This is a genomic window from Variovorax nivicola (genome assembly GCF_051216475.1).
Taxonomy (GTDB): domain Bacteria; phylum Pseudomonadota; class Gammaproteobacteria; order Burkholderiales; family Burkholderiaceae_C; genus Variovorax.
In genome coordinates this window covers 669,602-688,567 of sequence record NZ_JBPJZK010000004.1, presented here as the reverse complement: position 1 = coordinate 688,567, position 18,966 = coordinate 669,602, and the positions used below count along the sequence as shown (strand labels likewise).

At 68.1% G+C, this 18,966-nt stretch carries 19 protein-coding genes; 6 read left to right on the top strand and 13 right to left on the bottom strand.

The features are described from left to right. The first annotated feature begins 16 nt into the window (after positions 1-16). Positions 17-634, top strand: coding sequence for a VOC family protein (locus ACSFBF_RS20030; protein WP_435469960.1), 618 nt, complete (start codon positions 17-19; stop codon positions 632-634). A 22-nt stretch (positions 635-656) separates the two neighbouring features. Here ACSFBF_RS20030 and ACSFBF_RS20025 read toward each other — a convergent pair whose 3' ends face one another. The 3 genes from ACSFBF_RS20025 to ACSFBF_RS20015 are packed head-to-tail and all read right to left on the bottom strand — an operon-like array spanning position 657 to position 4,583. After that, positions 657-2,042 carry an L-serine ammonia-lyase gene (locus tag ACSFBF_RS20025; RefSeq protein WP_435470069.1) on the bottom strand — a complete coding sequence of 462 codons (1,386 nt, stop codon included), beginning with the start codon at positions 2,040-2,042 and terminating at the stop codon, positions 657-659. A 4-nt stretch (positions 2,043-2,046) separates the two neighbouring features. Then, entirely contained in the window at positions 2,047-3,216 is a 1,170-nt protein-coding gene (locus ACSFBF_RS20020) for a M20 aminoacylase family protein (RefSeq protein WP_435469958.1), read from the bottom strand. Between the two features lie 26 nt (positions 3,217-3,242). Then, positions 3,243-4,583 carry a DUF3100 domain-containing protein gene (locus ACSFBF_RS20015; protein WP_435469956.1) on the bottom strand — a complete coding sequence of 447 codons (1,341 nt, stop codon included), beginning with the start codon at positions 4,581-4,583 and terminating at the stop codon, positions 3,243-3,245. A gap of 141 nt (positions 4,584-4,724) precedes the next feature. Here ACSFBF_RS20015 and ACSFBF_RS20010 point away from each other — a divergent pair, with 141 nt between their 5' ends. Then, complete coding sequence (locus tag ACSFBF_RS20010; RefSeq protein ID WP_435469954.1) at positions 4,725-5,711, top strand: LysR family transcriptional regulator; 987 nt, start codon at positions 4,725-4,727, stop codon at positions 5,709-5,711. A gap of 47 nt (positions 5,712-5,758) precedes the next feature. Then, on the top strand, positions 5,759-6,217 hold the full coding sequence (locus tag ACSFBF_RS20005; protein ID WP_435469952.1) for a CopD family protein: 459 nt from the start codon (positions 5,759-5,761) through the stop codon (positions 6,215-6,217). Between the two features lie 11 nt (positions 6,218-6,228). Here ACSFBF_RS20005 and ACSFBF_RS20000 read toward each other — a convergent pair whose 3' ends face one another. From ACSFBF_RS20000 to ACSFBF_RS19980, 5 genes are all read right to left on the bottom strand, one after another. After that, positions 6,229-6,864: a dihydrofolate reductase family protein gene (locus tag ACSFBF_RS20000; RefSeq protein ID WP_435469950.1), complete on the bottom strand. Its 636-nt coding sequence runs from the start codon at positions 6,862-6,864 to the stop codon at positions 6,229-6,231. 93 nt (positions 6,865-6,957) lie between these two features. Beyond that, complete coding sequence (locus tag ACSFBF_RS19995) at positions 6,958-7,377, bottom strand: organic hydroperoxide resistance protein (RefSeq protein WP_435469948.1); 420 nt, start codon at positions 7,375-7,377, stop codon at positions 6,958-6,960. 154 nt (positions 7,378-7,531) lie between these two features. Next, a complete protein-coding gene (locus ACSFBF_RS19990) occupies positions 7,532-7,963 on the bottom strand; it encodes a VOC family protein (protein ID WP_435469946.1) in 432 nt (143 codons plus the stop codon). 10 nt (positions 7,964-7,973) lie between these two features. After that, complete coding sequence (locus tag ACSFBF_RS19985) at positions 7,974-9,212, bottom strand: CaiB/BaiF CoA transferase family protein (RefSeq protein ID WP_435469944.1); 1,239 nt, start codon at positions 9,210-9,212, stop codon at positions 7,974-7,976. An 8-nt stretch (positions 9,213-9,220) separates the two neighbouring features. Further along, positions 9,221-10,420 carry an acyl-CoA dehydrogenase gene (locus ACSFBF_RS19980; RefSeq protein WP_093057036.1) on the bottom strand — a complete coding sequence of 400 codons (1,200 nt, stop codon included), beginning with the start codon at positions 10,418-10,420 and terminating at the stop codon, positions 9,221-9,223. Between the two features lie 197 nt (positions 10,421-10,617). Between ACSFBF_RS19980 and ACSFBF_RS19975 the strand changes: the two genes are divergently transcribed. Further along, positions 10,618-11,520, top strand: coding sequence for a LysR substrate-binding domain-containing protein (locus ACSFBF_RS19975; RefSeq protein WP_435469942.1), 903 nt, complete (start codon positions 10,618-10,620; stop codon positions 11,518-11,520). Positions 11,521-11,527: 7 nt separating this feature from the next. On the opposite strand, the gene ACSFBF_RS19970 is transcribed toward ACSFBF_RS19975, so the two are convergent. From ACSFBF_RS19970 to ACSFBF_RS19960, 3 genes are read right to left on the bottom strand one after another with little or no spacing between them, the layout of a single operon-like run. Then, positions 11,528-12,328, bottom strand: coding sequence for a 2-keto-4-pentenoate hydratase (locus ACSFBF_RS19970; protein WP_435469940.1), 801 nt, complete (start codon positions 12,326-12,328; stop codon positions 11,528-11,530). A gap of 3 nt (positions 12,329-12,331) precedes the next feature. Then, a complete protein-coding gene (locus tag ACSFBF_RS19965) occupies positions 12,332-13,126 on the bottom strand; it encodes a zeta toxin family protein (protein ID WP_435469938.1) in 795 nt (264 codons plus the stop codon). Beyond that, on the bottom strand, positions 13,123-13,470 hold the full coding sequence (locus ACSFBF_RS19960) for a hypothetical protein (RefSeq protein WP_435469936.1): 348 nt from the start codon (positions 13,468-13,470) through the stop codon (positions 13,123-13,125). Before ACSFBF_RS19960 ends, ACSFBF_RS19965 begins: the two co-directional genes overlap by 4 nt. Before the next feature lie 118 nt (positions 13,471-13,588). On the opposite strand from ACSFBF_RS19960, the gene ACSFBF_RS19955 reads away from it, so the two are divergent. Further along, on the top strand, positions 13,589-14,299 hold the full coding sequence (locus ACSFBF_RS19955; protein ID WP_435469934.1) for a 2OG-Fe(II) oxygenase: 711 nt from the start codon (positions 13,589-13,591) through the stop codon (positions 14,297-14,299). 217 nt (positions 14,300-14,516) lie between these two features. Next, on the top strand, positions 14,517-16,454 hold the full coding sequence (locus ACSFBF_RS19950) for an adenylate/guanylate cyclase domain-containing protein (protein WP_435469932.1): 1,938 nt from the start codon (positions 14,517-14,519) through the stop codon (positions 16,452-16,454). On the opposite strand, the gene ACSFBF_RS19945 is transcribed toward ACSFBF_RS19950, so the two are convergent. Then, complete coding sequence (locus tag ACSFBF_RS19945; RefSeq protein ID WP_435469930.1) at positions 16,451-16,894, bottom strand: YbaY family lipoprotein; 444 nt, start codon at positions 16,892-16,894, stop codon at positions 16,451-16,453. The two genes, ACSFBF_RS19950 and ACSFBF_RS19945, sit on opposite strands and share 4 nt — an antisense overlap. A 7-nt stretch (positions 16,895-16,901) precedes the next feature. Then, positions 16,902-18,896 (bottom strand): acetoacetate--CoA ligase, encoded by a 1,995-nt coding sequence (locus ACSFBF_RS19940; RefSeq protein ID WP_435469928.1) that lies wholly within the window; start codon positions 18,894-18,896, stop codon positions 16,902-16,904. Positions 18,897-18,966 lie beyond the last annotated feature (70 nt).

Sequence of the window (18,966 nt, the reverse complement as noted above, 5' to 3'; positions counted from 1 at the left end):
AAAGAAGGAGACACCCATGAACGACATCGCAACCCAGGCGCGCCCAGTACGGCCGCTACCCGATTTCACGCGCACTGCGCTGAGCCCCGTCAAGCTGGCGCACGTGGTGCTGCGCGTGAGCGACCTGGCGCGTTCGCGTGCGTGGTACCTCGAGGTGCTGCAGGCCCACGCCGCGTTCGAGAACCCGATGCTGTGCTTCCTGACCTATGACGACGAGCACCACCGCATCGGCCTGATCGCAGGACCGGAGCTCAAGCATGAAGCCGACGCGAGCACGGGCCTGGAGCACATCGCCTTCACCTACAGCTCGCTCGGCGAGTTGCTGGCCAACCATCGCCGCCTGGCCGCGCGCGGCATCCGGCCCTACTGGTGCATCAACCACGGGCCGACCATCTCGATGTACTACCGCGACCCCGACGGCCACCGGCTCGAGTTGCAGCACGACGTGTTCGAGACGGCCGAGGAAGTCAGCGCCTTCTTCGCCAGCGGCGCCTATGCCGAGAACTTCATGGGCGTGGTGTTCGACCCCGAAGCGCTGGCCGCGCGCTTCGAGGCCGGCGAGCCTCTGGTTTCGCTCACTGCGCGGCCCCGGCTGCCGGAGGGCAAGGCGCCGTGGGACATGTTCGTGCCCTGAGCCCAGCGTGGCTGCGAGGCGGTCAGCACTCCACCACGTTCACCGCGAGGCCGCCGAGCGAGGTTTCCTTGTAGGTCGACTTCATGTCCTCGCCGGTCTGCTTCATGGTGCGGATCACCGCATCGAGCGACACGTAGTGGCTGCCGTTGCCGCGCAGAGCCATGCGCGCCGCGTTGATGGCCTTCACCGCGCCCATCGCGTTGCGCTCGACGCAAGGGATCTGCACCATGCCGCCGACCGGGTCGCAGGTGAGGCCGAGGTTGTGCTCCATGCCGATCTCGGCCGCGTTCTCGACCTGCGCCGGCGTGGCGCCGAGCACCGCGGCCAGCGCGCCGGCCGCCATCGAGCAGGCCACGCCCACTTCGCCCTGGCAGCCGACCTCAGCACCCGAGATGGAGGCATTGGTCTTGTAGAGCATGCCGATGGCCGCCGCGGTGAGCAGGAAGTCGACGATGCCTTCGTCGCTCGCCTGCGGCACGAAGCGCTGGTAGTAGTGCATCACCGCGGGCACCACACCCGCAGCGCCGTTGGTGGGCGCGGTGACCACGCGGCCGCCGGCGGCGTTCTCTTCGTTCACCGCCATGGCAAAGGCATTGACCCAATCCATCACCGCGAGCGGGTCGGCCGCGCCGGCTTGCGCCAGCAGCTCGCGGTTCAGCTCGGGGGCACGGCGGCGCATGCGCAGCGGGCCGGGCAGCGCATGTGCGGCCAACGGGTTGTCGATGCCGAAGCCGCGTTGCACGCACTGCTGCATCACGCCCCAGATGCGCAGCAGGCCGCTGCGCACCTCGGCTTCGGGCCGCCACACGCATTCGTTGCGCATGACCAGCGCGGCCACCGACAGGCCGTTGTCATGGCATTGCGCCATGAGTTCGTCGCCGGTGGTGAAGGGATGCGGCACGGCGGACGCCGCCGCCACCGTTGCGGCCACGGCCTGCCCACCTTCGACGACGAAGCCGCCGCCGACCGAGAAATACGTGCCCTCGGCCAGCATGCCGCCATCGGCCGCGAAGGCCGTGAAGCGCATGGCGTTGGGGTGTTCGGGCAGCGACTCTTCGCCGCGGAAGGCAATGTCGCGCACGCGGTCGAATGCAATGGGCGTGGTGCCCAGCAGGCTCAGCTGGCCGGTGCGGCGCAGTGCTTCGAGCCGCGGCTGCACGGTCTCGGGCCGCACGGTGTCGGGCGCGTCGCCGAAGAGCCCGAGGATCACGCCCTGATCGGTCGCGTGGCCGTGGCCGGTGGCGCCGAGCGAGCCGAACAGGTCAACGTGCAGCCGCGCCACCTGCGCAAGCACGCCGCGCCGTTCGAGCGACTGCGCGAACAGCAGCGCCGCGCGCATCGGCCCGACGGTGTGCGAACTGGATGGGCCGATGCCGATCTTGAAAATGTCGAAGGCGGAGAGCATCAGCGCATCATGCTGCAGGTAGTTGCTGTTTGACCAGCGCCACCCAGTAGGCGGCGCCCAGCGGCAGGATCGCGTCGTTGAAGTCGTAGTACGGGTTGTGCACGTTCGGGTCGTTCGGGCCCTCGCCTGCGCCGATGCCGATGTAGGCGCCCGGGCGCTTCTGCAACATGAAGGCGAAGTCTTCCGAGCCCATGGCAGGCGGGATGTCGGTGTGCACCTGCTCGCGCTCGACCAGGCTGGCAGCGGCGGCGATGGCGGCGTCGGTCTCGTCGGGCGTGTTGACCACGCCGGGGTAGCCGCGGCGGTAGTCGAGCGCCACCCGGGCGCCGTGCGTGACCGCAACGCCGTCGCAGATCTGCTGCATCGCGGCCTGGATCTGGTCTTGAATGACGGGGTCGAGCGTGCGCACGGTGCCGCGCAGCACCACGGTCTCGGGAATCACGTTCCAGGTGTCGCCGCCGTGGATCTGCGTGACGCTCACCACGGCCGAATCGGTCGCGCCGGTGCGGCGGCTCACGATGGTCTGCAGCGCGTTCACCAGCTGGGCCGAGACGACGACCGAATCGATGCCGGTCTCGGGCATGGCGCCATGGCTGCCCTTGCCGGTAATGACGATCTCGAAGGTGTCGAGAAAAGCCGTCATCGTGCCCTTGCGGATCGCGAACTGGCCGCGCGGCAGGGCCGGGAAGTTGTGCATGCCGTAGACGGCATCGGCGGGGAACTGCTCGAACAGGCCCTCTTCGACCATCACGCGGCCGCCGCCCTCGTTCTCTTCGGCGGGCTGGAACACGAAGTGCACCGTGCCCTTGAAGGGCTTGTGGCGCGACAGGTGCTCGGCCGCGCCGAGCAGCATGGCGGTGTGGCCGTCATGGCCGCAGGCGTGCATCTTGCCGGCGCACTTGGAGGCATGCGCCTGCGTGCCCAGCTCCTGCATGTTGAGCGCATCGAGGTCGGCGCGCAGCGCGATGCTCGGGCCCTCGCCGTTCTTCAGCGTGCCGACCACGCCGGTGCCGGCCAGGCCGCGATGCACGGGCAGGCCCATGAACATCAGCGCGTTGGCTACGACGTTGGCGGTGCGATGTTCCTCGAAGGCGGTCTCGGGGTTGGCGTGGATGTCGCGCCGCCAGCTCTGCATGCGGGCGCGGGTGTCTTCGTCGATGTCGGGGTCGCGGTACATGGCTTTGGATCTCTCGTGGGATGGGGTCAGTGGAAGAATTCGGCGATCAGCGTGGCGCCCAGGAAGGTGCCGGCCGTGGCGGTGAGCGACACCACCACGATGCGCCAGCCCAGCTGGCGGAACACCGGCAAGTCCTTTGCAACGGAGAAGCCGGCCAACGCCAGCACCGGCGTGGTGAAGGCCAGGAAGTTGAGCTTGGCGGTGATCGCGATCAGCGCGTCGGAGAACGGGAACAGGCCCGGAATGCCGACCACGGTGGCCACCACCGACAGCACCAGCACCATCGGCAGGCGCGGCACGAGGCGCTTGATGCCCTCGACCACCAGCGCGATCGCCACCACCGCAGCCATGCCTTCGAGCGACACCAGCATCGGCACCCTGTAGGTCGGCGAATTGCCGACGAGCACGCCGCCGCCCACCACCGCCCAGGCGATGAGCGTGTCGCGCAGCGGCAGCGCGCCACCGTGCCCGACGCTGACCTGCGACATGGCGCCCGTTCCCGCCGCGTCCTGCGTGCCGCGCTTCGAGAAGCGGCCGAGCACCGGCTCCAGCTTGCCGTAGAGCCACGAGCACAGCGGCAGCGACAGGAACAGCGTGAAGTAGAAGCCGGCCACGGTGGTCAGAAGGTTCGACGCGGCAGCAATCGCGGTGAGCTGCGGCAGCATCTCGGCCGGCTGCTGCGCGGCGATGGCGCCCAGCGCCGCCGCCATCAGGCTGCCCGAGCCCACGCCGGCGCCCATGGCCAGCGAGCGCGGATCGAAGATGTGCAGGCTGGCAATGAAGCCCGCCAGCACCGCGATGAAGAGCGCGCCCAGCACCGTGCCGGTGATGTACTCGGCCAGCACGCCGCGGCCCTCGGGCGAGGCCATGCCGTACTTCTCTCCGATGATCACGAGGTTGCCCTCGCGGCCCACCGAGAAGGTAGCGCCCACGGCTTCGCGCTTGATGCCCAGCAGCAGCGCCAGCGGCAGGCCGAGGGCCAGCGTGCCCAGCGCATGGCCGAACTCCTGGAACAGCAGCGCCCAGCCGGCCTGCTTGACCTGCGGCAGCGCGGCGCCGACCGTGAGGCCCAGCTTCACCACGAACAGCAGCAGGCCAGCATTCAGCAGGCCACCGGCAAACGACTGCTCGGCGGTTGCCACGCGCGCCACACCAGGCACGCGGCGATGCGCGATGCCCCATGCGGCCGCGATCAGCAGCGCCCACAGCATCGGCAGCAGCGCCACCTTGCCGGGGCCGACGCTGAACTGCACCGGGCCGATGAGCTCGGCCACGGCCACGATGGCGAGGGTGACGAGCGCGAGCTTGAGTTTTCCGGAGGCGCTGGAGGGCGCGGCGGCTGCAAGGACGGAAGCGGCAGAGGTCATGTGTGGGGCGTCTTTTCGTGGCGCAGTACCTGCGGGGTGCCGGCGAGTTTCTGCTTGTAGGTCTATTGCATCAATGACCGTAAATCGGGATATTCGATGCATCGAATGCAACACTCGTCACAAACTTCAGGAGACCGGGCCATGGACGACAAGCTCGACACGCGCCGCGTGCGCTACTTCATGCAGGTGCTCGACAGCGGCTCGGTGCGCGGCGCCGCCGACGTGCTCGACATGGACCCTTCCGCCGTGAGCCGCGCCATCGGCATCCTCGAGCAGGAATGCGGCGTGCCGCTGCTGGAGCGCCACGGCCGCGGCGTGGTGCCCACCGACGCTGGCGAGATGCTGGCCGGCTACGTGCGGCGCCAGAACAGCCAGAAGCAGCACCTGATGGCGCAGATGGACAGCATCCGCAAGATCGAGCGCGGCCACATCGACATCGTGGCGGGCGAGGGATACGTCGACTGGCTCATGCGCCACAGCCTGCGCGACTTCATGACCACGCACCCGAAGATCACCATCGACCTCGACGTGGCGAGCACCGACGAGATCGTGCAGCGCGTGGTCGAAGAACGCGCCCACATCGGCATGCTGTTCCAGCCGCCGAAGGACGACCGGCTCACCTCCCACCAGTCGCACTCGCAGCCGATCCAGGCGCTGGTGCTGGCCACGCATCCGCTCGCGCGGCTGGGCCGCCCGCTGAAGCTGGCCGACCTGCTGCCTTATGCGGGCGCCACGCTGCACCGCAACTTCGGCGTGCGCCAGCACATCGAGGCGGCCGAGGTCAGCGAGGGCGTGCGGCTGCCATCGCTGCTGACCACCACCTCGTTCAGCGCGCTCGGCCACTTCGTGTCGGCCGGGCTGGGCTACGCGCTGGGCACGCGCATCTCGCTCACGCCGAACGCCACCAATCCGGAACTGATCGAGCTGCCGATGAAGAACCCGCTGCTGTCGCAAGGGCGCTCGCACATCGTGTCGCGGCACGGGCGCATGCTGTCGCCGGCCGCGGCCGAATTGCTGCGGTGCGTGGTGGCCGACATGCGGCGCTACGCCGATTCGGCCACCGGCAAGGAGAAGCCGGAGAAAGCGGAGAAGCGCGCGGCCTCGCGCGCACGAAGCACCGCGGCATGAGGCACGACGTTGCGCATCGCGCCCTTTCGGTGTTCTGATCGGGCCCCATGTCGTACGCCATCCCGCTTTTCATCCATCTGCTGTGCGCCGCCTTCTGGGTCGGCGGCATGGCAACCATGCACTTCGCGGTGCGCCCTTCGGCCGTCGCCACACTGGAGCCGCCACTGCGCCTGCGCATGATGGCCGCGACGCTGCGGCGCTTCTTCGTGGGGGTGGACGCATCGGTCACGCTGCTGTTCGTGACCGGCGTGGCGATGATCCTCGCTACGGGCGGCTTTCGCGGCCTGCACTGGCGCATCGAGGCGATGATGAGCATCGCGATCGTGATGGCTGCCATCTACGTCTACATCCGCGCCTCGGTGTTCAAGGCGATGCGGCGCGCGGTGGAAGAAAGCGCGTGGCCTGTGGCGGCCGCGCGGCTCAATACCGTGCGCAAGCTGGTGGTGGTGAACCTGACGCTGGGGGTGATCGTGTTCGGGGTGGCAACCATCGGGCGGGCCGGCTGAGACAACGGCACTCAGCCGAAGCGGTAGTCCAGGTGCGTCACCAGCGCCGAGCTTTCGGCGCCCACTGGCGTCATCTTCACCTCGCCCGGTGCCAGGTCGTCGAGCAGCCGCAGGCCCGCGCCCAGCAGATTCGGCGAAACATGGATCGTGCATTCGTCGACCAGTCCGGCCTTGATGTACTGACGAACGGTGTCGACGCCGCCGGAGATGCGCACATCCTTGCCGCCGGCTGCGGCCTTCGCCTGTGCCAGCGCGCTTTCGAGGCCATCGGTCACGAAGTGGAAGGTGGTGCCGCCCAGTCGCACCCACGGCTCGCGCGGTGAATGGGTGAGCACGTACACGGGAGCGCGAAACGGCGGGTTCTCGGGCCAGCCGACCTCGCCTTCATCGAACATGCGCCGGCCCAGCACGTAGGCGCCGGCGCGTGCGAACACCTGCTTCACCCGTTCGTCGTCGGGCGTGCCCTGCTCGCCGCCACCGCCGGGGATGCCGAGGATCTCGCGGAAGGTGGCGGTCTGGAAGACCCAGCCGTGCATGGCCCGGCCGCCGTCGCCCATCGGGTTGCCGGGCCCGGCGTTGGGGCCGGCCATGTAGCCATCGAGCGAGATGCCCACGTCGAAGAAGACTTTTCCACTGCTGCTGCTCATAGGTCGTTTTCCGGCCCGGGGGCCGGCCTGGGTTGCAGAGAAGCCGGAGTCTATGCGCGGGCCTGCTCGATGCAAGCCGCCGGGCCGCGCGGCTCAGACCAGGTTGAGTTCGACGTCGATGTTGCCGCGCGTGAGCTTGGAGTACGGGCAGGTCTGATGCGCGGCGTCGACGACTGCACGTGCGGTTTCGCGCTCCAGGCCCGGCAGGCTCACGTTCAGGCGCGCACGCAGGAAGTACTGGCCGTCTTCGTTGGCAAGGTCGACCTCGGCATCGACGGCCAGGTCGGCGGGCAGCTTGATCTTCATCGCGCCGGCCGCCTTGCCCATGGCGCCGATGAAGCAGGCAGACCAGCCGGCGGCGAACAGTTGCTCGGGGTTGGTGCCCGCGCCCGAGGTGCCGGGCGACGAAAGCCGGATGTCGAGGCGCCCGTCGTCGCTGCGCGATGTGCCGTCGCGCCCGCCGGTGGTGTGGGTCTTGCCGGTGTAGAGGATCTTTGCGGTGGTGGAGCTCATGGGGATTCCTTTCAGGCTCGCCGGAATGGCGATGCATGGATTGAATCGGCGGGCTGTATCTGCGATGTGTCGAGCGGGGCGCACTTTTGCATGCCCGTGTGTGTGGCGGGCGGCCAGACACACTGGCGTACAAAACGGCCGGTTGAGCCGCCGGTCAGCGAGGAGCGCCCTTGAGCTCGACGGTGTTGCCGTCCGGGTCGGCGATGTAGATCGAGGGGCCATTGCCCTCGGCGCCGAAGTTGTTCTGCACCTCGCCCTGCACCGTGACGCCGTGGGCGGCCATCAGCGTGCGGATGGCCACTTCGTCGAAGGGCTCTATGCGCAGGCAGATGTGGTCGACATTGCGGCCTTCCACGCCAGCGAGCGCCCCGCCCTGCTTGCCCAGCGGGCCGTCGGGCGTGACGAGATCGATCAGGCTCGCGCCGGCGCGCAGGTGCACGAGCCCCAGGTCGTCGCGGCGCTTCTCGATGGCGCAGCCCAGCACGTCGCGATAGAACGTGATGGCGCGTTCCATGTCCTTCACGCGCAGCACGATGTGGTCGATGCGCAGCACCGAGAACGGTGGCGTGCGCATCGAGCCTGTCATGGTTGTTCCGTCAGACCACACCGGCCGACCGCAGGGCGTCGAAGCGGGCGGCGTCGATGCCCATTTCCGCCAGCACTTCCTGCGTGTGCTGGCCCAGCGCCGGCGGTGCATGGCGCAGCACGGGCGGCGTGGCTGTCAGGCGCAGCGGGCTCGCCACGCCGGTGATGCTGGCAATGCCGTCGCCCGCATCGCGCGGCAACGTTACCGCGAGGCCGCGCGCCTTGACCTGCGCGTCGTCGAAGGCCTGGGCGATGTCGTTGATCGGGCCACAGGGCACGGCCTTGTCTTCGAGCAGCGTGACCCACGCGGCCGTGGTGCGGGTGCGCGTGAGTTCTTCCATCATCGGGATCAGCACCAGGCGGTGCTTCACGCGCAGCGTGTTGGTGGCAAAGCGCGCGTCGGTCGCCCATTCCTGATGGCCGGCCGCTTCGCAGAAGCGCGCGAACTGCCCGTTGTTGCCGATGGCCAGCAGCATCGAACCGTCTTGAGTCGGAAAGTCCTGATACGGCGCGAGGCTCGGGTGCGTGTTGCCTTGGCGCTCGGGCGCCTTGCCGGTGTTGAGGAACGCGCTCGCCTGGTTGGCGAGGATGGCCATGCCCACGTCGAGCAGCGCCATGTCGATGTGCTGGCCTTCGCCCGTGCGGTCGCGCACCTGCAGCGCCGCGAGGATGGCGGTGCTGGCGTAGACGCCGGTGAACAGGTCCGTGAGCGCCACGCCCACTCGCAGCGGGCCGCCGCCGGGCACGTCATCAGGGCGGCCGGTGATGCTCATCATGCCGGTCATGGCCTGGATCATCAGGTCGTAGCCAGCGCGCTCGGCATAAGGGCCGTCGTGGCCGAAGCCGGTCACGCTGCAGTAGATGAGGCGCGGGTTGGCCGCGCGCAGGCTCTCGTGGTCGAGGCCGTATTGCTTCAGGCCCCCGGTCTTGAAGTTCTCGACCACGATGTCGGCCTGCGCCGCCATCTGCCTGAGCAGCGCCTGCCCGTCGGGCGTGGCCATGTCGACCGTGACCGAGCGCTTGTTGCGGTTGCAGGACGTGAAATAGCTGGCCTGGTCGGTGTCGTTGCCGTTCGCGTCCTTGATGAAGGGCGGGCCCCAGGTGCGCGTGTCGTCGCCGACGCCGGGGCGCTCGATCTTCACGACGTCGGCGCCCAGGTCCGCGAGGATCTGCGTGCACCACGGGCCCGCGAGCACGCGGGACAGATCGAGGACCCTGATGCCGTCGAGTGCTGCGGGCTTGTTGCTCATGCTTTCGTTCAGTTGGCGAAAGCCGCGATGCCGGTGATGGCACGGCCCAGGATCAGCGCGTGGATGTCGTGCGTGCCTTCGTAGGTGTTGACCACTTCGAGGTTCACCAAGTGGCGGGCCACGCCGAACTCGTCGCTGATGCCGTTGCCGCCCATCATGTCGCGCGCCATGCGGGCGATGTCGAGCGACTTGCCGCAGTTGTTGCGCTTCATGATCGAGGTGATTTCGACCGCGGCAATGCCCTCGTCCTTCATGCGGCCCAGGCGCAGGCTGCCTTGCAGGCCCAGCGTGATCTCGGTCTGCATGTCGGCCAGCTTCTTCTGGATGAGCTGGTTGGCGGCGAGCGGGCGGCCGAACTGCTTGCGGTCCAGCGTGTACTGGCGGGCGCGGTGCCAGCAGTCTTCGGCGGCGCCGATCGCGCCCCAAGAGATGCCGTAGCGGGCGCTGTTCAGGCAGGTGAACGGGCCCTTCAAGCCCTGCACTTCGGGGAAGGCGTTTTCTTCGGGGCAGAACACGCCGTCCATCACGATCTCGCCGGTGATGCTGGCGCGCAGGCCGACCTTGCCGTGGATCGCCGGAGCCGACAGGCCCTTCATGCCCTTCTCGAGCACGAAGCCGCGGATCGGGCCGACCGTGCCGCTTTCGCTGACTTCCTTGGCCCACACCACGAACACGTCAGCGATGGGCGAATTGCTGATCCACATCTTCGAGCCGCTGAGCGAGTAGCCGCCCGGCACCTTCTTGGCGCGCGTGGCCATGCTGCCGGGGTCGGAGCCGTGGTCGGGCTCGGTCAGGCCGAAGCAGCCGATCCATTCGCCGGTGGCGAGCTTGGGCAGGAATTTCTGCTTTTGCGCTTCGGTGCCGAATTCGAAGATCGGCACCATCACCAGCGAACTCTGCACGCTGGCCATCGAGCGGTAACCCGAGTCGACGCGCTCGACTTCGCGGGCAATCAGGCCGTAGGCCACGTAGTTGAGGCCCGGGCCGCCGTACTGCTCGGGAATGGTCGGGCCCAGCAGGCCCAGCGCGCCCATTTCGCGAAAGATGGCGGGATCGGTTTCACCGGTGCGGAAGCCTTCGATGACGCGGGGCGCCAGGCGCTCCTGGCAGTAGGCATTGGCCGCGTCACGGATCATGCGTTCTTCGTCGGTCAGTTGCTGGTCGAGAAGAAGGGGGTCGTCCCAGTGGAATTGCGCTTTGGCGGCCATGTGGATGTCTCCGGAAATGAGGGGAAAGGTGAAAAGAGGGGAAAGCGAGAGGAATGGGGTCGATGCTAGCCACGCGGGGACCATGACGCAAACGATGAATCCTCACCCAGATATGCGTTTGTAGAATGTCTTGCAAGATGTTCGATCGGCCTCTTCATTGGTGAGGCCAGGGTTTCATACATACACCCGAGGCATACATGCGCCGCAAGATCCCACCCCTGCAAACCCTCGTGTGCTTCGACGCCGCCGCGCGCCACGAGAGCTACACCCGCGCCGCGCAGGAACTCGCCCTCACGCAGAGCGCTGTGTCGCGCCAGATCGGCACGCTCGAAGCCTTCCTCGGCGTGGCGCTGTTCCGCCGCACGCGGCACGGCGTGGCGCTGACCACGAGCGGCGCGGCCTATGCGCGGCAGATCACCAAGCGGCTCGAGGCGATGGAGCGCGACACGCTAGACGCCATGGCCCACCAGGGCGAAGGCGGTTCGCTCTCGCTGGCGGCGGTGCCCACCTTCGCCACCCGCTGGCTGATGCCACGCCTGCGCGGCTTCGCGGAGCTGCAGCCCGACGTGGTGGTGCACATCGAGACGCGCACCCGCCCCTTTCTCTTTGCCGACGCGGAGTTCGACGCCGCGCTTTACGCCGGCACGCCCGCGCAGGTAGAGAACTGGGCCGGCACGCGCGCGCTGCTGCTGATGCACGAAGACGTGGTGCCGGTGTGCAGCCCTTCACTGCTGCCGCGCGGCAAGGCCGTGACGCCGGCCGCCATCGCGAAGATGCCGCTGCTGCAGCAGAGCACGCGGCCCGACGGCTGGCGCCAGTGGTTCGACGCGCAGCAGATCGACGCGCCCAATGCGCGCGGCGGGCCGCGCTATGAGCTGTTCTCGATACTGGCCGCGGCCGCGTCGCACGGGCTCGGCGTGGCACTGATGCCGACGATGCTGGTGGCCGACGAACTGGCGCGCGGCGAGCTTGTGGTGGCATGCGCGCGGCCCTTGTCGGGCGAGCGCAATTACTACCTTGTGACGCCGGAGCGGGCCGACCAGCGGCCGCTGCTGAAGTTCTTCAGCGACTGGCTGCTCGAGCAGGCACGGCAGAGTTGACGCGCCGCTAGCGCAGCGTGATGCCGAGCGAATCGAACGGCGCGTCGAACTCGGCGCGCCACGACTGGCCGGGCTCCAGCGGCCAGGCATCGGTCCATGTGCCGGTCGTGACCACGTCGCCGGGCATCAGCGCAGGTGCGCCGGGGCAGCGCTGCAGTTCCTGGTTGAAGTGGTGCAAGGCGTGCAGCGGGCCGTCGAGCACGTTGACGCCCTTGCCTTCGTCGATCAGCGCATCGCCACGGTAGAGCCTCACGCGCGTGCGGCCGAGCAGCTCGTCCAGCGCCTGGGCACTGGTGGCGAAATGGCCGACCGGCGTCTCGCGTCCGACCAGCAGGCGCGCATGCAGCCCGCCGTCGGCCACGGTGTCCGCGGCGCTGAACTTCCAGCCAGGCAGGTGCGACTGCACGATCTCGAAACCCGGTGCGAGCCACGCGATGCAGCCGAAGAGTTCTTCCAGCGTGGCGTCGCGCGGCGGTGTCGCGGCCATGCCGAACACGATCTCAGGCTCCAGGCGCGGCTGGCAGAGCCTGTCAAGGCTCACCTCGCCGGTGCCACCGCTGCTGCGCGTGAGCGTCGTGTTCCACACGGTGCCCCAGATGGGCGCGTAGACCTCGTAGCGAGGCCAGATCGTGCGGTTGGTGAAACCGATCTTGTAGCCGACAGGCCGCTCGCCGCGACCGGTGCGAAGCGCGCGCAGGGCCAGCGCCTGCTGATAGGCGGCGTCGACGTCCGCGGCGATCGGCAGCGCGCGATCGGCGGGCCACAGGAGCCCCTGGTCGTAGTGGTCGAGAACGGCTTGGGGTGTCATGCATCAACCTTGCTGCGGCACTGTCTTCTTCGGCGGCGAGACGCGCGGTCGCCTGAACGGCCCAGCCACCTTCTCGAGCCATGGATCGCACACGGCCCGCAGCCCGGGGTCGACGTTGAACTGGGGATCGCGCGCGTCGAAAAGGATCGATCTCTTCGCCTGCGCCCGCACCAGCGCGAAAGCGTCCTTCTCGGAGCGGCTATTGTCGAACATCAGCGTCATGTTGGCGATCTGCGCCGCATGCCCCACGGCTGCCTGCGTGCGGGGAAAGCGCTCGATGAGCTTCTTGCGGTCCACGTCGTGGCCGCCCTGCTGCTTGCGCGTGCTCACGCGGAAGACGGACATGTCCACCGAGATCAGGCCGACAAAAAGCAGCACGACGAAGTAGCCCGCCTCCTGCATCGCGCGGATGTCGTCCGCCTTCGACTCATGGCCGCCGCCGGGCAGCGGCTTCCAGTGGGAGAAAACGGTTTCGAACGCGAAGGGCATGCGCTGGTCCATCACCAGGCTCTTGAAGGCGCGCACGCCTTCCTGCGACAGGATCTGCCATTTCTCGTCGTCGTCGCGCAGGCGCTGGGCCCAGACGGGGATGTGCCCCGTCCTGGGGTCTGCATCGGGCAGGATGGACATCATCATCCGGTCGGCGTTGACCAGCGGCATCCGCAGCGACGCCGCCAGGCGCGAATACCAGAGCGTCGATTTGCCGGACCCGTTGTGGCCGGCCAGGACGAAGGCCACCGGACGCGGGCCTTGCGTCTGCTCCAGGAGCTTTTCGAGCTTGGGGGGACGGCGGCTCACGCCTTGCTCGCGCGGAACCTGCCGTCGACCAGGCGGCCGATGACCTTGGTGCCGTCGGCTGCTTCGCGAACGACCTTGGTCGGGTCCTGCGGGTAGGCGGAGTAGGCGAATATCTTTGCAGCGTTGGGGCCACGGAAGACGACCGACCTGTCGATGCCGGGCTTGTCGAGTGCGCGGGCCGCCTTCTTCAGCAGCACCGTCGTGTTGTCTTCGGGACGCACCACCGGGCGAGGTGCCTTGCCGACCTTGACCAGCGCCATGCCGCGCCCCAGCGTGGCAACCGACCGGCCCTGGACCAGCTGCCCTGTCGAACTCTCGCGTGCAATGGTTTTTTCTCGTGCCATGGGCCGGATGATCGCTCAAAACGCAGGATGCCCACCATGTGGCTTGCCAAAGCCCATGCCCAAAACCCGCGTCCGGAAACGGCGAGCTTCGCGGGTCTGCAGACGGGACACTGGGTGCATGACAAGAAAGCCTTCCCGTATCGACACGCTCGACTGGCCCCGCATCGAAGCGGACCTCGCCGCCCGCGGCTGCGCCGTCACCGGCCAGCTGTTCACCCCCGAGGAATGCGCCGCGCTCACGGCCATGTATGACGAAGGCCATCGCTTTCGCAGCCGGGTAGTGATGCAACGCCACGGCTTCGGACAAGGCGAATACCAGTACTTCGCCAACCCGCTGCCGGCCAGGCTCGCCGCATGCCGCAGCGCGCTGTACGAATGCCTCGCGCCGCTGGCCAATGCATGGGCCACGGCAATGGGCCAGCCGGCCGACTACCCGCCGGACCACGCCGCGTATCTCGCACGCTGCCACGCGGCGGGCCAGCTGCGCCCCACCCCGCTGTTGCTGCGCTACGACGAAGGCGACTACAACTGCCTGCACCAGGATCTGTACGGCGACCTGCAGTTTCCGCTGCAGCTCACGGTGCTGCTGAGCAAACCGGGCGAAGACTTCACCGGCGGCGAGTTCGTGCTGACCGAGCAGCGCCCGCGCATGCAGTCGCGCGCCGAGGTGGCGCCGCTCGCGCAGGGCGAGGCGGTGATCTTCGCGGTCAACCAGCGGCCTGTGGCCGGCACGCGCGGCAGCTACCGCGTGACGATGCGCCACGGCGTGAGCCGCGTGCGTTCGGGGCGGCGGCATACGCTGGGCATCATCTTTCACGACGCGCGCTGAAGGGCCGCTGCCACGCGCTTCCACGACTCCGGTCTAGACAGGCCTGAGCCACTGCGGCGCTGTTCAGTACCGCACAGACAGCCGAAGTCGAGCGAAAATCACGCCCGCCTCCGGCGCCACCAGGATCCCCGACACCAACGATCGGGGCCGTGGCTCACCGGAGGTCGGCCCGCGGCTCGCTGCAGCGGGTGCGTTCGAGTGGTCGTCAGGGAGCTGTATGAACAACAAGAACTCTTCCGGGAATCCGGAAGTGGCTGGAAAGCCGTCGGTCGAAAAATCTGTCACACAACCGGCACCGCCCGGGCGCTCGCGCCACTTCCGGGTGGACGTGGGCACCATCGTCAGCGCCGTGGCGCTGGCCCAATCGCTGCTGCTGGTGTCGCTCGGCTACTGGGGCTCGCAGCGGCTGGTGTCGCGCATCGGCGTGTCCGCGCACAAGGCCAACCACGACCGCACCGAAGACAAGGTGCTGGCCTTTCTGCAGAAGGCCGAGTCGGTCATCAACGCGGTGGGCACCGCCCCCAGCCTGCAGCCCGCAGGCGAGCATTCCGAAAGAACGGCGGAGCTGCTCTGGACGCTGCTGCAGCAGTCGCCCGAGCTCGACAGCATCTACGTCAGCAACGAGAAGGGCCAGATGCTGATGGCGCTGCGCTACCCGGTGCCGGCCATGCGCCACATCGAGCGCGGCGCAGGTTTCACCACCGAGACCTGGCAGTACAAGCTGCCGCTGGATGCCGAGGCCGATGTGCAGCAGCGCTATGCCACGCAGCGCCTCGAGTCGTTCCGCAGCAACTACAACCCGACGCAGCGCGGCTGGTACGTGCAGGCATGCAAAGCACAGGGGCCCATCTGGACGCAGCCGTATGTATTTGCCGCCGCACAGGAGCTTGGCGTGACCTACGCGCTGCCCAGCAAGCGCCGCTACGCGGACAGCAGCGCGCAGGCGCTGGTGGTGGCGGGCGATGTGTCGCTGGGGCGGCTGTCGGAGTTCGTGCGCCAGTTCAGCAGCGACGGCTACGGCGACAGCGCGCTGCTGAGCGCCGACTTCCGCGTGCTCGCGCGCAGCGACATGCCGGGCGTGCTGCACGAGCTGCAGCCGCCAAGCGGCGTACTCGGCGCATTGCATGAACACATGATGGCCGACGGCACGGCGGGCGGAGGCACCGACACCGAGTTCTCCTTCACCCACGAAGGCCGCCGCTATCTGGTGCAGGCCTCGCGCATTCCCAGCACCGGCTGGCAGCTGGTGAGCTGGGTGCCCGAAGACATGCTGCTGGGTGACCTGCACCGCGCGGTGCTGTGGGGCCTGGCACTGGCGCTGGTCTTCCTGGCGATGGCGCTGTTCATGTCGCTGAAGCTGTCGAAGCTGGTGACTTCGCCGGTCGAGAACCTCTCGCACATCGCGCGCCGCATCGGCCTGTTGGAGCTGGACAACCTGCCGCGCGAACCGAGCCGCGTGCTCGAGATCCAGCACCTGGACCAAGCCCTGGACGACTCGGCGCGCAGCCTGAAGGCCTTCAGCAAGTTCGTGCCGGTGGACGTGATCAACCAGCTGATCGCTGAGGGCCATACGCTCGCACCCAGCGGCTCGCCGCGGCGCGTGACGGTGATGTTCACCGACGTGGAGGGCTTCACCTCGATCTCGGAGTCGCTCGATACCGACGTGCTGGTGGTCATGCTGACGGAGTACTTCAACCTGGCGACGGGCGTGTTCGCGCGGCACGGCGGCGTGGTCGACAAGTTCATCGGCGACGGAATCATGGTGCTGTGGGGCGCGCCCTCCGACCTGAAGGACGCGGAATACAAGGCCTGCCTGGCCGCGCTGGAGCTGCACGTGGAGATGGACGATCTCAACCGCAAGTGGGCGGCACAGGGCCTGCCCGAGTTCCGCACGCGCGTGGGCATCCACACAGGCACGGTGATCGCGGGGGTGCTGGGCTCGAACGACCGGCTGTCGTACACGGCGTTCGGCGACGTGATCAACGTGGCGAGCCGCATCGAGGGCTTCAACAAGCAGCTCGGCACGCAAACGCTGATGTCCGAAACCACCTTCGCCGGGCTCGGCGGCCGGCTTCACACGCGGCGCATCGAGGAGCAGGCGGAACTGCGCGGCCGGCAGACGCGCATGGTGCTCTACGAGCTGATGACTTCCTAGCGCGGAGCCTGGGTAACGCGCACCAGCACCAGGTCGGCGCTGGTGCCGCCGCCTTGCGTGAGCACCGAATACTGCGTGTCGTTGATGAACAGCAGCTGGTCGCCGCGCGAGATGCGCGCCGACACGGCGTAGCGCATGCGCGGGTCGATGCGCGCGGCATCCACCTTCAGCTCGTAGGCGAAGGGCACCTGCTTGCCATTGGCCTTGATGCGCTGCTCGGCAAGCACGGTCGAGGGCGCGTCCATGCGCGACACGTCGAGCAGCTGCACCACGACTTCGGCCGCGGGATCGAGCGCAATGCGCTCGCGGTAGGTGACGGTGCCGCTCACTCGCTGCTGCGCACTACCGCCTGCAGCTGGCGAAGAGGGCACGGCGCAGGCGCTGAGCAACGAGGCGCCGGCGATGGCGGAGAACATGAGGAGGCTGGTGCGTCTTTTCATGCGGCCATTATGCGGAGGCACGCTCTGCGGCAAAGGCCACGTACCAATCGAGGCTGCCGGGGTTTGCCATCGCCTCGCGGTTGACCACCTTCTCGATGGGCTGGCCCAGCAGCAGCTTCTTGATCGGCAGCTCCTGCTTCTTGCCCGACAGCGTGCGCGGGATCTCGGCCACCTGGAAGATGTCGTTGGGCACGAAGCGTGGCGACAGTGAGGTCTTGATGGCGTTGTTGAGCCGCGTGCGCATCGCGTCGTCGAGCGCTACGCCGGGGCGCAGCACCACGAACAGCGGCATGTAGCTGTCGCGGCCCAGGTATTCGAGGTCGACCACCATCGAGTCGAGCACCTCGGGCAGGCCTTCGACGGCGCTGTAGATTTCGCTGGTGCCCATGCGCAGGCCCTGGCGGTTGATGGTGGCGTCGCTGCGGCCGTAGATGATGCAGCCGCCGTCCTCGCCGATCCTGATCCAGTCGCCGTGGCGCCACACGCCGGGATAGGTGTCGAAGTAGCTCGACACATAGCGCGCGTTACCTTCGTCGCCCCAGAAGTAGAGCGGCATCGACGGAATGGCCTTGGTGCACACCAGCTCGCCGACTTCGCCGATGACCGGCTGGCCCTGCTCGTTCCAAGCCTCGACCGCATGGCCGAGTTCTCGGCACTGCATCTGGCCCGGCACTTCGGGCAGGTCGCGGTTGCCGCCGACGAAGGCGCCGCAGAAGTCGGTGCCGCCGGAGATGTTGCACCACCACACCTCCTTCGAACCCGCATCGAGGATCTGCTTCGAGCCCCAGCGCTGCACCTCTTCGGGCAGCGGCGAACCGGTGCTGCCGAGCGCGCGCACGCGCGACAGGTCGCCGCATTCCTTCGCGACGAGGCCGGCCTTCATGCAGTTGGTGAAGTAGGCCGCGCCCGCACCGAAAAAGGTGACCTTGTGGCGCGCCACGAAGCGCCACAGCACGCTCCAGTCGGGCTTCTCCTTGCTGCCCGCCGGGTTGCCGTCGTAGATGCAGATGGTGGCGCCGAAGGCCATGCCCGAGAGCTGCGAGTTCCACATCACCCAGCCGGTGGAGCTGTACCAGTGGTAGCGCTCGCCGAAGTTGTTGGCGCCGTAGCTCGCGCCCACGTCGTTGTGCAGGCCGCAGGCGTGCATGGTGAGGATGATGCCGCCCTGCCCGTGCACGATGGGCTTGGGCAGGCCGGTGGTGCCGCTCGAATAGACGATCCAGATCGGGTGGTCGAAGGGCAGCCATTCGGGCTCGAAGGCTGCGACCTCGGCGCCGTTGCGGTCGGCGGCCTGAGCCCAGTCGACGTCGTGCGGCACGGCGTTGGCGGCGTACGGCGACTTCACGAGCAGCAGCTTCTGCACGCTCGGCAACTGGCCGCGCAGCTCCTGCAGCACGGCGCTGCGATCGAGCGGCTTGCCGCCGTAGTGCACGCCATCGACGGCGATCAGCACCTTGGGTTCGATCTGGCGAAAGCGGTCGGCCACAGCGGCCGTTCCCATGTCGGGCGCGCACACGCTCCAGATCGCGCCGATGCTGGAGCACGCGAGAAAGGCCACCATGGTCTCGGGCACGTTGGGCATGTAGGCCGCAACGCGGTCGCCGCGCTGCACGCCGAGCGACTTGAGCGTAAGCGCCACTGACGCAACCTGGCGGCGCATTTCGGGCCACGACATCTCGCGCACTTCGCCGCGTTCGTTGTCGCTCACGATGGCGGGCATGCCGGCCGCGTGGGCCGCGTCGGCATGGCGCAGCACCTCGCGGGCGTAGTTGACCTGGGCGCTGGGGAACCAGCGCGCGCCGGGCATGCGCGATTCGGCTAGCACGGCAGTGTGCGGCGTGGGCGACTCGATGCGGGCGTAGTCCCAGATGCTCTGCCAGAAGGCGTCGAGCTCGGTGACGGACCAGCGCCAGAGGGCGTCGTAGCTGTCGAATGCGAGGCCGCGCGTCTCGCGCAGCCAGTCTTGATAGAGGCGGATCTGGGGAATGTTGGGAGCGGGCATGGCACGAGCGTAGCGCTGCGAACGACCGTGCTCAATCGGGGTTGACCTCAGGGTTTGTACGCGTGTTCAA

Bases quoted from the DNA above. Each gene is read 5' to 3' on its own strand.
- ACSFBF_RS19980 (WP_093057036.1), bottom strand. From the start codon at position 10,420: ATGGCCGCCAAAGCGCAATTCCACTGGGACGACCCCCTTCTTCTCGAC.
- ACSFBF_RS19975 (WP_435469942.1), top strand. From the start codon at position 10,618: ATGCGCCGCAAGATCCCACCCCTGCAAACCCTCGTGTGCTTCGACGCC.
- ACSFBF_RS20005 (WP_435469952.1), top strand. From the start codon at position 5,759: ATGTCGTACGCCATCCCGCTTTTCATCCATCTGCTGTGCGCCGCCTTC.
- ACSFBF_RS19995 (WP_435469948.1), bottom strand. From the start codon at position 7,377: ATGAGCTCCACCACCGCAAAGATCCTCTACACCGGCAAGACCCACACC.
- ACSFBF_RS19950 (WP_435469932.1), top strand. From the start codon at position 14,517: ATGAACAACAAGAACTCTTCCGGGAATCCGGAAGTGGCTGGAAAGCCG.
- ACSFBF_RS19960 (WP_435469936.1), bottom strand. From the start codon at position 13,470: ATGGCACGAGAAAAAACCATTGCACGCGAGAGTTCGACAGGGCAGCTG.
- ACSFBF_RS20030 (WP_435469960.1), top strand. From the start codon at position 17: ATGAACGACATCGCAACCCAGGCGCGCCCAGTACGGCCGCTACCCGAT.
- ACSFBF_RS20000 (WP_435469950.1), bottom strand. From the start codon at position 6,864: ATGAGCAGCAGCAGTGGAAAAGTCTTCTTCGACGTGGGCATCTCGCTC.
- ACSFBF_RS20010 (WP_435469954.1), top strand. From the start codon at position 4,725: ATGGACGACAAGCTCGACACGCGCCGCGTGCGCTACTTCATGCAGGTG.
- ACSFBF_RS19985 (WP_435469944.1), bottom strand. From the start codon at position 9,212: ATGAGCAACAAGCCCGCAGCACTCGACGGCATCAGGGTCCTCGATCTG.
- ACSFBF_RS19945 (WP_435469930.1), bottom strand. From the start codon at position 16,894: ATGAAAAGACGCACCAGCCTCCTCATGTTCTCCGCCATCGCCGGCGCC.
- ACSFBF_RS19940 (WP_435469928.1), bottom strand. From the start codon at position 18,896: ATGCCCGCTCCCAACATTCCCCAGATCCGCCTCTATCAAGACTGGCTG.
- ACSFBF_RS20020 (WP_435469958.1), bottom strand. From the start codon at position 3,216: ATGTACCGCGACCCCGACATCGACGAAGACACCCGCGCCCGCATGCAG.
- ACSFBF_RS19955 (WP_435469934.1), top strand. From the start codon at position 13,589: ATGACAAGAAAGCCTTCCCGTATCGACACGCTCGACTGGCCCCGCATC.
- ACSFBF_RS19990 (WP_435469946.1), bottom strand. From the start codon at position 7,963: ATGACAGGCTCGATGCGCACGCCACCGTTCTCGGTGCTGCGCATCGAC.
- ACSFBF_RS19970 (WP_435469940.1), bottom strand. From the start codon at position 12,328: ATGACACCCCAAGCCGTTCTCGACCACTACGACCAGGGGCTCCTGTGG.
- ACSFBF_RS20015 (WP_435469956.1), bottom strand. From the start codon at position 4,583: ATGACCTCTGCCGCTTCCGTCCTTGCAGCCGCCGCGCCCTCCAGCGCC.